Consider the following 15,150-nt stretch of genomic DNA (forward strand, 5'->3'; position numbering starts at 1 on the left):
CAAGTGGGCGCTGGACTACATGAACACCCGCTACGGCAGCCCGAACGCCGCCTGGAACTTCTGGCAGTCCCACCACTGGTACTAAGCCGACCCCTCGGCTTTCCCCTCACCCCGGGGGCCGGACAGGGACCACCGGAGTGACCCACGAGGGCCTGTGCCCGCGCGAACGCGCGGACACAGGCCCTCGTGCCGCTTCCCGGCCGTCCGGAACAACGCGGCGCCCGCCGTCTGGCAGCGCCCCGCCGGTGGTCAAGAACTGCCCCCGACTGCGGAGCGAGTTCACTCGCGAGGCCAGGGTCCGTCGGGTCTCCTGCTTGCCGCACTGCCGCCACGACGCGGAGAAGACCCGCGGCCGCGAACGCGACGAACGGCGGTCCCTCCGTCTCGGCGAGCCACTGCCCAGCCGGCCCGCGATCCGCACCGGCCTGGCCATGCCCACACTGCCGCCGGCGCCCCGTCCACGAACCGCCGACACGCTCGCGCCCACCGTGGTCCGTAACTGCCCGCAGGCCCGGGCCGGCAGCAGGCCCCCGCGCCCGGGCAGGCGGGCGCGGGGGCCTGTCGGCGTACGGCGAACCTCAGAGGACGTGGGCGGGGACGAACTCCAGCTTCCTCAGCATCGGCAGATGGTTGACATGAGTTCAACCGCGCGAATTGTCAGACACGCCCCGGCGCCCGCGCCTCGTCCGCCACCAGCGACGCCAGTTCTTCGGCCAGCTGAGCGGCGGGGCCGCGCCGGCGGCGGGACAGGGCCAGGCCCAGGTGTCGGCGCGGGCTCGGTTCGGCCAGCGGGAGCGCCGCCAGCTCCGGGTGCGCGACCAGCCCGATCTCCGGGATCAGCGCGACCCCGATGCCGGCGCGGACCAGCGACTGGGCGAACTCGTAGTCCGTGGCCGTACACGCGATCCGCAGCTCGACGCCGGCCAGCTCGGCGTGCCGGGCGAACGTTTCGGCGGACTGGCGGCAGCCCAGGACCCAGCGCTGGTCGGCGAGTTCGGCCAGGTGCGGTGGCTCGCACCGTTCCTGGTGGCGGAGCACGGCGGGGTGGCCGGCCGGCAGCACGACCCGCATCGGGTCCGCGCCGAGCGGCGTCCAGTCCAGACCCGACCGGTCGCCCGGACGGACAGGCGGCGGGCCGTCGAAGTGGTAGCAGAGGGCGAGGTCGACCCGTCCCTCGCGCACGCCCGGCAGGCTCTCCGACGGCTCGGCCTCCAGGATCGTCAGCTCCACCTCCGGGTGTGCGGCTGCGAAGGCGGCCAGCGCGCCCGGCAGCAGCCGACGGCCGGCGCTGGCGAAGGCGGCGACGGTGAGCGTGGTCCGCTCGGCTGCCAGCTTGTCCAGGCGCTCGCGGGTGTGGGCCAGTTCGGCGGCGATCGCGTCGGCGGCCTCCACCAGCACGCGGCCGGTCTCGGTCAGGGTGACGCCCCGGGTGGAGCGTTCGACCGCGGACGCACCCAGGCTCCGCTCCAGTGCGGCGACCTGCTGTGAAACGGCCGAGGCGGTGCAGTGCAGCGCCTCGGCCGCCCGGTTGAAGCTGCCGTGGCGGGCCACCTCGCGCAGCACGGCCAGTCGCTGGACGTCGATCAACAGTTCTCCTAATGACGAGGTCGGCTGATCGACACTACCGCTGTTGATCACTCAGGCCCAGACTTCTCGGCGAGGACGGCCGACGAGGCCGGGACGGACCGGGAAGGGAGCACGGGAATGGACGTGTGCGTGATCGGAGGCAGCCGCCACTTCGGCCGGCAGCTGGTCGAGGAACTGCGGGAGGCGGGAGCGGCGGTGACCGTGGTCAACCGTGGCTCCACGCCCGCACCTGCGGGGGTGACCCGGCTGTGCGCCGACCGCGACGACGGCGCCGCGCTGCGCGCCGCGCTCGGCGACCGGCGCTTCGACGCCGTGGTCGACCAGGTCTGCTACTCGCCGCTCCAGGCGGCCGTCGCCGCCGAGGTCTTCGCCGGCCGCACCCGGCGCTACCTGCTCACCTCCACGGTCGAGGTCTACGCCGAACTCGGCCGCCCGGACGGCCCGGCCCTCGCCGAGCCGTCCGTCGACCCGGCCGTCTGGCCGGTGGACCTGGCACGGCCCTGGGCGGACCCGGCGTTCCTGGCGGCGCACTACGGGGAGGGCAAGCGGCAGGCGGAGGCGCTGCTCACCCGGCGGGCGCCGTTCGAGCTCGCCACCGTCCGCACCGCACACGTCCTCGGCGGCGCCGACTTCACCGCCAGACTGGCCCACTACGTGGAGCGGATCGGACGCGGCCTGCCGGTGGCGGTGCACGCCGCGCCGCAGCCCGCCTCCTTCGTCCACGCGCCGGAGATCGCCCGCTTCCTGGCCCGGGCCGCCGCGGCGGACTTCACCGGCCCGGTCAACGCGGCCTCGCACGGAACGCTGGACGTCCGCGAGCTGTGCGCGGCGGTGGGCCGCGCGGTCGGCCGGGAGCCGGTGCTGACACCCGGCGGGGACGGGCCGCGGTCGCCGTTCTCCTTCGACCGCGGCTACCCGATGGACACCGGGCGGGCGGCCCGGCTGGGCTTCTCCTTCTCCTCGATCGGTGACTGGCTGCCGCAGGTGATCGAGGAGGCCCGCGGATGAGCACCGGAACGGCGGCACCGGCCGCCTCCCGCAGCATCGGCGGTGTCCCGGTCGGCGCCGTCGGCCTGGGCGCCATGCCGCTCTCCGTCGAGGGACGCCCTTCCGAGGAGCAGGCGCTCGCCACGATCCACGCCGCACTCGACGCGGGCGTGCGGCTGATCGACACCGCCGACTCCTACCACTGGCACGCCGGCGAGCTCGGCCACAACGAGAGGCTTGTCGCCCGCGCGCTGGCCGCCCGCCGCGGCGGCGCCGAGGAGGTGCTGGTGGCCACCAAGGGCGGCCGGGGCCGTCCCGGCGACGGTTCGTGGACGGTCGACGGCGACCCGCGCCACCTGCGCCGTGCGGCCGAGGCATCGGCGCGCCGCCTGGGCGTGGCGGCGATCGGCCTCTACCAGCTGCACAAGCCGGACCCGGCCGTGCCCTTCGCCGACTCGGTCGGTGCGCTGCGCGAACTCGCCGACGCGGGAACGGTCCGGGCGGTCGGCCTCTCCAACGTGGACCGTGCCCAGATCCGCGAGGCGCACGGGATCCTCGGCCCGCGGCTGGTCTCGGTGCAGAACCGCTTCTCCCCGGTCCACCGGTCCACCCGGGACACCCTGGACCTGTGCACCGAGCTGGGCCTGGCCTTCCTGCCCTGGAGCCCGCTCGGCGGCATCTCGCCCAGCGCCGTCGACGACCCGGGAAGCCCGCCCCCGCCGCCGGACACCCCTTTTCACGCCCTCGCCCGGGCCCGCGGCATCAGCCCGCAACAGGTCTGCCTGGCCTGGCACCTGGCACAGTCCCCGGTGGTGATCCCCATCCCGGGCGCCCGCCGGCCCGCCTCGGCCCGCGACTCGGCCGCGGCGGCCGGGCTCACGCTGACGGCGGCGGAGCTGGCGGAGCTGGACGGCCCGGCGGGCGGTGGTGCGCCCGTAGGGCCTGTCTGATATTCGATCTTGTGGCAGGCCGAGGCGAGCTGACGGACGCGGCGTGGGAACGGGTGGAGCCGCCCTCGTTGCCGTAGGTGGACGGGCGTGGCCGTCCGTGGCGGGATCACCGGCAGGTGGTCCTCCCCGATCCTCTGGCTCCGCGAACCGGCCAGGTGATCATTTGTCAGACAGGCCTCAGCGGAGGTCCTCGGGATGCGGCCCCGTGGCGAACGGGTTCGGCTCGCCCTCCGCGAGCACACCCACGAACGGTTCGCCCTCCCCGGCGAAGGTGTACGCGCCGGCCTCGATCCGCCCGATCAGGCTGTGCGTCCATTCGGCTTCGCTGTCCGCCGAGTGCACCCACATGTTCATGATCTCGCCGATGTGCCCGAGCTGTTCGGGGCCCTTCTCCGGCATGTAGTACTCGGTGACCTCGGCTCGCCACCGTTCGAGCCCCGCGATCCGCTCCTTGAGGAGCGCGACCGCCTCATCCCGCGGCAGGTCGACGATGAACCCGATGCCGGCCGAGAGCATGTCCATCTTCTGGTCGTACGAGGTCAGGGCCTCGCGCAGCAGATCGAGGTACTCCGCGGTGCCCCGGTCGGTGATCTCGTACTCGACGCGGGGCGGGCCGCCGACGGCGCTCGGTGCGACCTCGTGCGCGACGAGGAGTCCCTGCTTCGCCATCTGCTTGAGCGCGTGGTAGATCGAGCCCGGTTTGGCGTTGGACCACTCGTGGGCTCCCCAGAACTCCAGGTCATTGCGTACCTGGTAGCCGTGCGCCCGTCCGTGCTGACGGACCGCGCCGAGAACCAGTAGCCGGATGGCAGACATGAGCAGCTCCCCTTCCTCGTTGGGCTAATCAAACTTGACCAGTCGCGGGAATCAGGCTACCTTCCCGGACTAGTCAAGTTTGATTACTGACTGGAGGGGGAGCGCTTTGACTGACCGCGATCCGGCGATCGTCGTCGAGGGACTGCGGAAGAAGTACGGGGACAAGCAGGCTCTCGACGGCCTCGATCTCACCGTCCGCAGCGGTACCGTCCAGGGGATTCTCGGCCCGAACGGCGCCGGCAAGACCACAGCCGTCCGCATCATGTCCACACTTCTGCGCCCTGACGAGGGGCGGGTCGAGGTGGCGGGGATCGACGCCAGGACCCGCGCCGACGAGGTGCGCTCGCGGATCGGGCTGCTCGGCCAGAGCGCCGCCGTCGACGAGGAGCTCAGCGGCCGACAGAACCTGGAGATGTTCGGTCGCCTCCACCACCTGGGCGCGCGCCGCGCGAGCGCCCGGGCTGACGAGCTCCTCACCCGGTTCGGGCTCGCGGACACCGGAACGAAGGCCGTCAAGCAGTACAGCGGCGGGATGCGGCGGCGCCTCGACCTGGCGGCCTCCCTCATCTGCGAACCGCAGGTGCTCTTCCTGGACGAGCCCACGACAGGGCTCGATCCCCGCGGCCGAACGGAGGTGTGGAACGCGGTGCGCTCGCTGGTCGGCGGCGGCACGACCGTGCTGCTGACCACGCAGTACCTGGAGGAGGCCGATCAGCTGGCCGACCGGATCGCGGTGATCAACCACGGGAAGGTCATTGCCCAGGGCACGGCGGACGAGCTGAAGACCAGGACGGGCGGCGACCGCATCGACGTGGTCCTGCACGACACGGGCCGGCTGGCCCGGGCAGCCTCGCTGCTGCCGGGGGAGGCGACCGTGGACGAGGACCGCCGGCTGGTCAGCGCCTCGGTCGGCGACCGGATGGCGGCGCTGGCCGAGACCGTGCGGGCACTGGAGGCGGCCGGAATCGTGGCGGAGGACATCGCGGTGCGGCGGCCGACGCTCGACGAGGTCTTCATGCACCTGACGAAGGCGGAGGCGGAGGCGGCATGAGCACGGTGCAGAGTGTGAAGGCGTCCCGCGGTACGGAAACCGCCGGCGGCACGGGTCCGAGGTTGCGCTGGGCGACCGCCGACTCCTGGACGATGACCAGGCGCGAGCTGGCCCACTGGGCACGGCAGCCCGTGCAGGTGGTCGTCGGGCTGGGCTTCCCGGTGATGATGCTGCTGATGTTCGGCTACCTGATCGGTGGCGGCCAAGGCGTCGAGGGGGACTTCAAGGACTACCTGGTGCCCGGCATGCTCACCATGACGATGGCCTTCGGCCTCGAGGCCACGATGCTCTCCGTCACCCAGGACCTGGGCAAGGGGATCATCGACCGGTTCCGCTCGATGCCGATGGTGTCCGGGGCGGTCCTGGTCGGGCGGAGCGTCGCGGACATGCTGCAGTCGGCGGTCGGGCTGATCGTGATGATCGCGGTCGGCTACGCGATCGGATGGCGCTGGCACGGGGGATTCGCCCCGTTCCTGGGTGCGGTGGGACTGCTGTTGCTGCTGCGATTCGCGATGCTGTGGATCGGCATCCACCTGGCCATGGTCGCGGGCAAGCCGGAGCTGGTGCAGGCGGTGCAGATCCTGGTGTGGCCCGTCGGCTTCCTCTCCAACGCCATCGCCTCCCCGGAGTCGATGCCGTCCTGGCTGGGCGCGATCGTGGAGTGGAATCCGATGTCGGCGACGGCCACAGCGGTGCGCGGCCTGTTCGGCAACCCCGGTGCGGTGGGCGACTCATGGGCCGCGACGCACGCAGAACTGCTCGCGGTGGCGTGGCCGGTGGCCCTGGTGGCGGTGTTCTTCCCGCTGGCAGTGAAGCGGTTCAGGGGCCTGAGCCGCTAGCGGACACGGCTCCGCCCCCGGGCCGACCGGTTCGGCCGGGAGCGGAGCCTCCCCGCAGACCACGGGGAGCAGGAGAGGGCGCAGAAACCCTCGCGCCGCGACGCGACGGCGGCCCCAGGCAGCCCCGCGCGATCCGTACAACAGTTTTGGAGAGACCACGAGCATGGCCCCGAGGACGCACACCCCCCGGTCGCAGTCGTCCGTGCCGCACACTGCCGACAGCCACGGCCCGATCCGCGTGCTCGGCGCGCGGGAGAGCAACCCCGAGGACGTCGGCATCGAGATCCCGAAGCGCCGGCCGGCGGTGTTCACGGCCCCGGCCCTGATGGCCGCACACGCCGGTGAACGGTCCGTCAGGCGCGGCGGGACCGGCGTGACCGGCACCTCGCAGCACAGCGTCGTCAAGCAGGTCGCGGAGACCGCTGCGTGTACCGCCCCGCACCTGTGCGGTGCACCAACTCCCCAGGGACGGGGCAAGCGCCGTGTGGACGGTGGACGTTGACCGGACAGACGAACCAGGGGGCGGAACAGATGGTGTGGATGTCGCGTGAGCAGGCCGGCCTGCTGGCACAGTGCGCGGTGACCTTCGAGCCGGGCGATCCGGCGCGTACCGGAAGGCTCGTGTTCCGGTACCCCGACGGCCCGGCCGGCTCCGGCCTCGCCGCACAGCCGCCCTTCGGCGAACCCGGCGAAGCCGACCTGGTCACCGCCGACGGCGGCACCCTCGCGGTACGCCGCTGCCCGGTTCTGCGCCTGACCGTCGCCCAGGCACTGCCCACCCTCACCCTGGCCCGCCGGCTCCACACCGAAGCGACCGCCGACGGGACCGCCGACGGGACCGCCGACGGGACCGCCGACGGGACCGCGAACGGGAAGGCGAACGGCACCGCGAACGGCACCCTCAGCCCGTCCGCCGCGTTCTGGGGCGCCGCCACCGCCCTCGGCCTGCACCTCGCCGCCCGCAAACGGCTGCTCCCCGGCGTTTCCGCCACCGGCTACGACACCTGGCGCGCCGGCCCGCTCGCCGCGGAGGACGTCCGGCGCATGCGCGAACTGGCCGCCGCGGCACCGGCCGAGGCGCTCGCCGTCCCCCTGCCCGTCCCGCCGGGCGGCCCGCTGCTGCTGCCCGACGCCACCGTCCTGCTCCGCTCCTTCGTCGACGCGGTCGCCGACACCCTGCCGCGCACCGCCGCCGCACCCGCCGCGACCGGCCGCCCGGCCTTCGCCGCCGTCGAACCCCAGTACGTCCCCCAGCTGCGCGCCTGGGCCGAGGAGATCTCCGCCGGCCTCGACTCGGGCGTACGGCTGGCCCTGCGCCTGGACCTGGTGCCCGCCGCCGGCGACGGCGAGCCGCCCACCCTGCGCCTGGTACCCCAGGTGTCCAGCCTGGCCGACCCGACCCTCAGCGCCGACGCCGACGAGCTGTTCGCCGCGGTTGGGGCAGCCGGGTTCGGACCGCGGGCCCAAGCCGACACCGTCCTCGCCGTACGGCGGGCCGCCGACGTCTGGCAGCCCCTGTCCCGCCTGCTGCCGGTGCCCTCCGCCCTGGACCTCGCCGACTGCGAGGTCCGGGACCTGCTCGGCGACACCGCCGGCCGGCTCGCCGTCCACGGCGTCGAGGTGCTCCGGCCCGCGGAGGCCGTCCGTTCCCTCACCAGCCGTGCCGTCGTCGGCGGCGAGCGGACCCCGCCCACCGACCTGCGGTCCTTCTTCGGCGGTGGTGGCACGGTCGACCTGCGCTGGCAGCTCGACCTCGACGGGGAAGCCCTCACCGACCAGGAGACGGCCGAGATCGCCGCCGCCGACCGGCCGCTGGTCCTGCTGCGCGGGCAGTGGGTGTTCATCGGCGCCGACCTCGCCCACAAGGCCGCCGAACGCGACCTCGAACCGCTCACCGCCATCGAGGCGCTCGCCGTCGCCCTCACCGGGTACACCGAGATCGGCGGCAAGCAGGTGCGGGTCGCGTCCAGTGACTGGCTGCTCGCCCTGCGTCGACGCCTGGCCGAACCCGACGGCGGCAACGAAGCGGTCGAGCAGCCCGCCGCGCTCGCGGCCACCCTGCGCGACTACCAACTGCGCGGCCTGCGCTGGCTGGACCGCCTCACCTCGCTCGGTCTCGGCGGCTGCCTCGCCGACGACATGGGCCTGGGCAAGACCGTCCAGCTGATCTCGCTGCACCTGCTGCGCCAGGAGCACCCGGACAGCGCCGGCCCCACCCTCGTCGTCTGCCCCGCCTCCCTTCTGGGCAACTGGCAGCGCGAGGTCGGCACGTTCGCCCCCGGCACGCCCGTGCGCCGCTACCACGGCCCCGACCGGACCCTGGACGGCGCCGACTCGGGCTTCGTCCTGACCACCTACGGCACCATGCGCCTGGACGCCGAGCGGCTCGGCGCACACCGCTGGAGCACGGTCGTCGCCGACGAGGCCCAGCACGTCAAGAACCCGCACTCCGGCACCGCGAAGGCGCTGCGGCTGATCCCCGCCGACGCCAGGATCGCCCTGACCGGCACCCCGGTCGAGAACAACCTCTCCGAACTCTGGGCCGTCCTCGACTGGACCACCCCCGGACTCCTCGGCGGCCACGGCCACTTCCGCAGCCGCTGGATCGCCGCCATCGAGGCCGAACGCGCGGAACGCGCGGAGTTCGGACCGCCGCCGGGGGAGGAGGGGGAGTACGGCCCCACCGCACGGCGACTGGCCGAACTGGTCCGGCCGTTCCTGCTCCGCCGCAAGAAGTCGGACCCGGGCGTCGCCCCCGAACTCCCGCCGAAGACCGAGACGGACCGCCCGGTCTCCCTCACCCCCGAGCAGCGGACCCTGTACGAGACCCGGGTCCGTGAGGTCATGGCGCAGATCAAGGCCACCGAGGGCATCGCCCGAAGCGGTCTGGTGCTCAAGCTGCTCACCGGCCTGAAGCAGATCTGCAACCACCCCGCGCAGTTCCTCAAGGAGACGGAGGGCACCCGGCTGGCCGGCCGTTCCGGCAAGCTGGAACTGCTCGACGAACTGCTGGAGACCATCATTTCCGAGGGTGGGGCCGCCCTGGTCTTCACCCAGTACGTCACCATGGCGCGGCTGCTGGAGGCGCACCTGCGCGAGCGCGGCGTCCCCACGCTGCTGCTGCACGGCGGCACCCCGGTGCCGCGCCGCGAGGAGATGGTCCGCCGGTTCCAGGACGGGGAGGCGCCCGTCTTCCTGCTGTCCCTCAAGGCCGCCGGCACCGGACTCAACCTCACCCGCGCCGACCACGTCGTGCACTACGACCGCTGGTGGAACCCGGCGGTGGAGGCCCAGGCCACCGACCGCGCCTACCGCATCGGGCAGACGCGCACCGTCCAGGTGCACCGGATGATCGCCGAGGGTACGGTCGAGGACCGCATCGCCGTCCTGCTCGAAGCGAAGAAGGGCCTGGCAGACGCCGTGCTGGGCTCCGGGGAGCAGGCACTGACGCAGCTGACCGACGACGAGCTGGCCAACCTGGTCGAACTGAGGAGTGCGGGATGAGCGGGGACGAGAGGGGCGCGCGGGGCTTCCCGGCCTTCGCCGCGCGCCGGGGCAGCCGGGCACGCGGCCAGTCCTGGTGGGGCAAGGCCTGGGCGGACGCGCTGGAGGGCACCTCGCTGGACGAGGAGACGCTGAAGAAGGGCCGGGCCTACGCGCGGACCGGCCGGCTCGGACCGATCACGGTCAGCCCCGGGCGCATCTCCACCACCGGTTACGAGGGCGACACCTCGTTCAGGACGGTGCTCACCCTGGAGGAACTCGACGAGGACGCGTGGGAGTTGCTCTGGGAGAAGGCCGCCGAGCGGCCGGACGTCGCCGATGAGCTGCTCGCCGGTGAACTGCCGCCCGACCTACTGGAGGCCGCCGAGGACGCACGGGTTCGGCTGCTGCCCGGCTACGGCGACCTGGAGGCGGACTGCGCATGCGAGGCGTTCGAGCACCCCTGCAGGCACGCGGCCGCGCTCTGCTACCAGGTGTCCTGGCTGCTGGACGAGGACGCGACGCTGCTGCTCCTGTTGCGGGGGTGCGGCGCGCAGGAGGCGCGGGAGGAACTGCGGTCCGTCCTGCTGATGCAGGCGATCGTCGGCGCTCCCGGGGACGAGGACGCCGACGGGGCGGAGGAGGAAGCGGAGACCGGTTCGGAGGCCGGTACGGCGCAACTACCGGATGGCACTCCCGCCGAGGAGGTCTTCGGCCGCGAGCCGGCAGCACTGCCCGAGCTGCCGCCGCTGCCCGGGCCGCCCGTCCGGCAGGACGCGTCCTCTGCCGGGGCCGGGGCCGACCCGCTGGAGCAGCTGGTCACGGACGCGGCCGTGCGCGCCCGCGAGCTGCTTGCCTACACCCACGGTTTCACCGCCGAGCCGCCGGTGCCGCTCGACCTCTGGCGGGACTGCGTACGGATCGCGGCGACCCGCCCCGGGGTACGGGTCCTGGCCCGCGTGCGGGAGGCCTGCGGCAGCCCGGAGCAGCTGGACCGGGCGGCCGAGGCGTGGCGGCTGGGCGGGAGCGCCGGGCTGGACGTGCTGGAGGAGGCTTGGACGCCGCCGCGGCAGGACACCGCCCGGGCGGGCACCGCGCTCACCGCGGGCTGGGAGCAGAACGAACTCCCCGAGCTGGAGGTGCGGGAGAACCGCTGGACGCTGGTCGGCAGCGGGCTCCAGCTCCGCTACGGCCGGGACGGCCGCTGGTACCCCTACCGGCGGGAGGACGGCCGGTGGTGGCCGGCCGCCGCACCGCACCACGACCCGGCCGAGGTCCTCGCCGAGCTCCTCGACGGCTGAACCGCCGGGCACCGTGTGCGCGGCGGGCCGGTGCGAGGGCCGGGCCGTCCTACTTGGCGAGGCCGTAGCCGCCGACGCCGGCGTACACGGTGTCGGCGACGTGGCGGGGGGCTGTGTCGGTGGTGGTGGTGACGGGCGGTTCGATCCCGTTCTGGTCGCGCAGGTTGAGGGTGGTCGAGCCGCCGCCGTCCATGTTGACGGCGTCGACGAGGTTGAGCGCCTTGAGCAACTGGGCGAGCTCACTGCGGGTGGCTCCGGCGGCGAGGGGCGCGGTGCCGCCCTTCTGCCCCTCGACGGTGACGAAGAAGAGGTGGCCGAAGCCGTCCGCGCCGTCGGCGGTGCGCCAGGCCCGCGCGGTGTCGTCGGCCGGCTGGTAGACGACCGAGGCGTCGCGGATCAGGACGTCGCCGACGGGGGTGGCGTACACCGCCGGGTCGATCGGCCGCTCGACAGCGCCGGCCGGGGCACGGCCGAGCCAGGTGTCGGCGACGGCGTCGCCGAAGCGGGTGTCGGTGATCACCGTGTGCAGGGTGACCGGCTTGCCGGCGCAGGCGTTGTCCCAGAGCCAGGTCGCGCCGTCGCCGGTGCCCTCCAGGGCCCGCCCGCCGGGCGGCACGTCGTGGCCGCCGCGCGGGGCGTCGGAGACGATGCCGCCGGGGGTGGCGCCGGGGCGGAAGCAGGCGGTGGCCACGCCTGCCGAGTTGAACAGCACTTCGACGCCCGGGTCGTCGTCGGTGGTGGTACCGGTCTGCTTGAGCACGTCGGGAGCCGGCGTCCTCGCCCCGAACTCGGGGGTGAACTCGACGACTTCCGACGGGTCGAAGCAGACGCCGCCGACGGCCGTCACGTCCGTGTTCGTGGGGTCGGTGTTGCGCAGGCAGTGGCCGGCCCGGCCGGGGAGCCGATTGACGCCGTCGACCTTGCGGCTGACGGTGGCGTCGTCGGAGAGCTGCACGGTGAGCTTGGTGCCGAGCTCGGTGATGTAGGGGCGGCCGTTCTGCAGCATCAGCACGGAGTTGGCCGGGCGCAGCCCGACGGCCTTGCCGGTGACGGGGTCGTAGACGTAGCGGCCTCCGCCGGCCTCGCTGAGCAGCCGCCCGTTCTTCATCGAGGTGCCGCCGAGGTCGCCGAGGTAGATCCGGTTGGCCTGGTCCAGGACCACGCCGTCGTCGAAGTAGCCGCCGTTGACCCCGAGGTAGGGGCGTCGGCTGGTCACGCCGGTGGTCTGCTCCAGCATCTCCTGGACGGTCTGCGTGGTGTACATGCCCTGGCCGATCGAGCCGTCGAAGGTGATCGGGGCCCGGCTCGGGTCGATGTCCATGACGTTGACCGTCCACGACCGGTCGGCGTCCTGGTAGACGGTGCGGGTGATCCCGGGGAAGGGCGTGGTGGTGGCGGCCCGGGCGAGGGTGATGCCGCCCAGGACGATGTCGGTGTCCGCCGCGCCGGCCAGGCCGCTGCCGGGGACGGCGAGGACGGAGGCCGCCAGGCCGAGGGCGGTGGCGGTCCGGATCGCAGCGGCCCGCCGCACGAGGGTGTGCTTCATGAGAGGGCACGGCCTGCCCGGCGACCGCGAGCAGTTCGAGCAGGCCATGGCCGCCGCCCTCGACGCCTCCCCGATCGGCGACCTCGCCGCTGTCGCGGAGGTCATCGCCACCTACCGCCACCGCCTCGTCCTGCACATCGACGAGCACGCGATGGCTGCCCTCGCTGCCCCCATCGGCAGGCGGAAGCGGACCCCGGCCGCTGATGCCTTCGCCCGGCTCCGCGCCGCCGGCGGCAACCGGTGACCGACCAACCCGGACAGCCGGCCCCGCTGCACGTTTTCCTCTCCGACGCCGCCGAGCACGCGCAGGCCGTCAGGAGCCGCGGTCAGTCCGACGTGATCGGGGCGCCGGGGTCGTCGTCCTGTCGCGCGATGGTCAGTGTCCACTGCGGGAACTGCGTCACGGGTATCGCGGATGAGGCGGCGAAGTCGGGGCGCAGCGACGCGGCGGGGAGGAACGCGACGCGGCAGCGTCTGCACAGCCAGGTTGCCCGCCACACTCGGTGAAGCTGCTGCCATTGGTCGTAGGTCTGCGGCCACTGGTTCGCCGTTTCGCTCCGACGGCGTCGATGGTGGGAATGGACGATGAGTCCGATGCCCAGCAGGATCGCGGCGATGAGGGATGCGCCGTAGTGGTAGCCGGCTTGGTACGCGGCGTCGGAGCTGCCGCCGCCGCCGTCGGCGTCGGTGAATAGCGTGGGCAGTCCCATCAGGCCGAAGAGTCCAGCCAGGACGAAAAGGGTGATTGCGGCCCCGGCCGTGCCTCGGGGCTCGGGTGGCATCGACAGCAGTTCCTGCGTCGGCGGGTCGAAGGGGTGGTCGGGGTCCAGCAGGGCTTTCCGCACGGTGATGGTTTCGTCCGCTGCGGCGCACGTTGGGCATGTGACGGTCATCGAGAGGTGGCTCCGGAGGTGATGCACGGTGTACGGGGAAGAGCACGTAGTACGGAATGGGGAACTGACTGCCCGTGTGACCGACCCCGGAACCGGAAGGGGGGAGCTATCCCCGCGAGCGCTGGGCGGGGACTTCCCGACCGTTTAGCGGGCGTCGGCTTCGTCGATCAGGTACTGGAGTTCGTCGAAGACCTGGAGCACGACGACGACCAGGACGTGGTCGGCGACCACGAACTCCACCACGACACCGGGTGCGGCGTAGGCCTTCCGCAGGTGCTCGTCAGGGCCGATCGGCGCGGTCGCGGTCTTGTGGTACGGGTCGCGGGCAAGAACGCCCAGCGCACGCTCCAGGAGGTCACGACGTTCAGCGGGCAGAGTGTCGATGGTCGCCTTCGCCTCGACGGTGTATTGCACGCGGTACGTCATGCCCGACACGATAGCCGGGGCAACGCCCGGGCGGGAGTGGTCCCCGAGCGCGGGAGCAACTCGACCGGTTGCCCTGCCGGAGGGGGCGTGGTTGGTACGAATGCTGCCTGGCCTCCGCGAAGACCATCCCGGTCCGGGTCCGGGTCTGGGGCGGGGCCGAGGAATCCCGGTCTCAGCACGGGAGCAGCTCGACGGTGCCGAGAAGCTACGCGGCCTTGGCGGTGACGTACTGGGCACGGTGGGTGCGGGCCCTTGCTACCGTGAACAGGCATGGGCTTCTTGCGCGCTGTGCCGACGTCGAGGGGCTGTACGTGGCGCCGGTGCCGCCGCCCCGGGAAGTCGTCACCCTGCGCGGCTGCTCCCGCGACAGCCCGCTCGTCGAACTGGCCCGCCGCCCCGCCGCCCTGCCGCCTTGCCGCGGCGCAGCGGCTCCTCGGCGACCTGACGGTGGACGTCATCGACGCCGACGACCTGACATCGCCCACCTCGGTCGAACTCGTGGACGTCTGCGTGATCACCCATCACCCCACGCCCGGCGCCCCGGAACGGGTTGACCTGGTCCTCGGCGCTGGTACCGAGAACACCATGTACGGGGCCCTGGCCGTGCCCGAGGCCCCGACCTCCTACCGCTTCGAGGTTCGGCCGGCGCACAGGTCCAGCGCCGGACCGATCGGCACCTGCCTCGAAGCACGCGGACTGTACCCGCAGCGCCCGCCGCGGCCGGAGCCGATCCACCTCATCGGATGCGAACCCGGCGAGGCACTGCTGGACCGGCAGAAGGATCCCCGGCCCCGTCCGTGGGAGGCCGTGTGGCTGGCCGCGCTGGACGGCGACGGGCGGGTCATGCACCACCTCGGTGTGGACATCGACATCACCGACGTGCGGCCCTCCGTCCTGGGCGGGACTCTCCTGCGCGCTCGGGCCCCGAGGCTGCGGGAGGCTCGGGGAACTGCTCGAAGTCCTCGGCGGCCAGATCGCCGATCACGGCAACCCGACTGTTCAGGCCGGCACCGACGCAGCGACATGTCGTCGCGGGGCCGGCTCCTCGACCGGTGGACATCGGCGATCGTCATGCCAGCGCGAGAGCCCAGGAGAGCCGCCGCCGCGATGCAGGGGGCGAACTGCCTCCCCGGAAGACCTGTCGGCCGCCGCACTCCCGGGGCGGCTCCTCGTCGAAGACCTCGGCCTGAGCGTTGAGTTGATGAAGTTGAACTCGTGATGTCGGCGGCTGACTCGTCGGAAGTCGGCCCGTCGCGCGAGCGGGGACGGAC

The 15,150-nt window shown here is 73.1% G+C and carries 13 protein-coding genes and 1 pseudogene; 9 read left to right on the forward strand and 5 right to left on the reverse strand.

What is annotated here, in order from left to right; translation table 11 throughout:
• Positions 1-85, forward strand: a pseudogene (locus AB0O11_RS35645) (lytic transglycosylase domain-containing protein); the annotation flags it as partial.
• A 572-nt stretch (positions 86-657) separates the two neighbouring features.
• Here the strand turns inward: AB0O11_RS35645 and AB0O11_RS35650 are convergent.
• Entirely contained in the window at positions 658-1,587 is a 930-nt protein-coding gene (locus tag AB0O11_RS35650) for a LysR family transcriptional regulator (protein WP_363395541.1), read from the reverse strand.
• A gap of 117 nt (positions 1,588-1,704) precedes the next feature.
• Between AB0O11_RS35650 and AB0O11_RS35655 the strand changes: the two genes are divergently transcribed.
• Positions 1,705-2,595: an NAD-dependent epimerase/dehydratase family protein gene (locus AB0O11_RS35655; RefSeq protein ID WP_363395544.1), complete on the forward strand. Its 891-nt coding sequence runs from the start codon at positions 1,705-1,707 to the stop codon at positions 2,593-2,595.
• Complete coding sequence (locus AB0O11_RS35660) at positions 2,592-3,524, forward strand: aldo/keto reductase (protein ID WP_363395547.1); 933 nt, start codon at positions 2,592-2,594, stop codon at positions 3,522-3,524. The genes AB0O11_RS35655 and AB0O11_RS35660 overlap by 4 nt, the downstream gene beginning before the upstream one ends.
• Before the next feature lie 177 nt (positions 3,525-3,701).
• Here AB0O11_RS35660 and AB0O11_RS35665 read toward each other — a convergent pair whose 3' ends face one another.
• Positions 3,702-4,340 carry a PadR family transcriptional regulator gene (locus tag AB0O11_RS35665; protein WP_363395550.1) on the reverse strand — a complete coding sequence of 213 codons (639 nt, stop codon included), beginning with the start codon at positions 4,338-4,340 and terminating at the stop codon, positions 3,702-3,704.
• Between the two features lie 106 nt (positions 4,341-4,446).
• Here AB0O11_RS35665 and AB0O11_RS35670 point away from each other — a divergent pair, with 106 nt between their 5' ends.
• The 5 genes from AB0O11_RS35670 (at position 4,447) to AB0O11_RS35690 (ending at position 11,014) form a co-directional block, all read left to right on the forward strand.
• Positions 4,447-5,391, forward strand: coding sequence for an ATP-binding cassette domain-containing protein (locus AB0O11_RS35670; RefSeq protein WP_363395553.1), 945 nt, complete (start codon positions 4,447-4,449; stop codon positions 5,389-5,391).
• Positions 5,392-5,483: 92 nt separating this feature from the next.
• Complete coding sequence (locus AB0O11_RS35675; protein ID WP_363395627.1) at positions 5,484-6,230, forward strand: ABC transporter permease; 747 nt, start codon at positions 5,484-5,486, stop codon at positions 6,228-6,230.
• Positions 6,231-6,432: 202 nt separating this feature from the next.
• The gene (locus tag AB0O11_RS35680; protein ID WP_363395633.1) at positions 6,433-6,732 is read left to right on the forward strand and encodes a hypothetical protein; all 300 of its coding nucleotides are present in this window, start codon (positions 6,433-6,435) and stop codon (positions 6,730-6,732) included.
• 29 nt (positions 6,733-6,761) lie between these two features.
• Entirely contained in the window at positions 6,762-9,734 is a 2,973-nt protein-coding gene (locus AB0O11_RS35685; protein ID WP_363395630.1) for a DEAD/DEAH box helicase, read from the forward strand.
• A complete protein-coding gene (locus tag AB0O11_RS35690; protein WP_363395556.1) occupies positions 9,731-11,014 on the forward strand; it encodes an SWIM zinc finger family protein in 1,284 nt (427 codons plus the stop codon). Before AB0O11_RS35685 ends, AB0O11_RS35690 begins: the two co-directional genes overlap by 4 nt.
• A 49-nt stretch (positions 11,015-11,063) precedes the next feature.
• Here AB0O11_RS35690 and AB0O11_RS35695 read toward each other — a convergent pair whose 3' ends face one another.
• Positions 11,064-12,560, reverse strand: a complete 1,497-nt coding sequence (locus AB0O11_RS35695; RefSeq protein ID WP_363395559.1) for a phosphodiester glycosidase family protein — start codon at positions 12,558-12,560, stop codon at positions 11,064-11,066.
• Between AB0O11_RS35695 and AB0O11_RS35700 the strand changes: the two genes are divergently transcribed.
• Complete coding sequence (locus tag AB0O11_RS35700) at positions 12,559-12,804, forward strand: hypothetical protein (RefSeq protein WP_363395562.1); 246 nt, start codon at positions 12,559-12,561, stop codon at positions 12,802-12,804. The genes AB0O11_RS35695 and AB0O11_RS35700 overlap by 2 nt on opposite strands.
• Positions 12,805-12,886: 82 nt before the next feature.
• Here AB0O11_RS35700 and AB0O11_RS35705 read toward each other — a convergent pair whose 3' ends face one another.
• Together AB0O11_RS35705 and AB0O11_RS35710 are read right to left on the reverse strand one after the other, a co-directional pair.
• A complete protein-coding gene (locus tag AB0O11_RS35705; RefSeq protein ID WP_363395565.1) occupies positions 12,887-13,453 on the reverse strand; it encodes a hypothetical protein in 567 nt (188 codons plus the stop codon).
• Between the two features lie 144 nt (positions 13,454-13,597).
• On the reverse strand, positions 13,598-13,879 hold the full coding sequence (locus tag AB0O11_RS35710; protein WP_363395568.1) for a hypothetical protein: 282 nt from the start codon (positions 13,877-13,879) through the stop codon (positions 13,598-13,600).
• Positions 13,880-15,150: the final 1,271 nt, after the last annotated feature.

It is taken from the genome of Kitasatospora sp. NPDC093102 (assembly GCF_040683915.1).
GTDB lineage: Bacteria > Actinomycetota > Actinomycetes > Streptomycetales > Streptomycetaceae > Kitasatospora.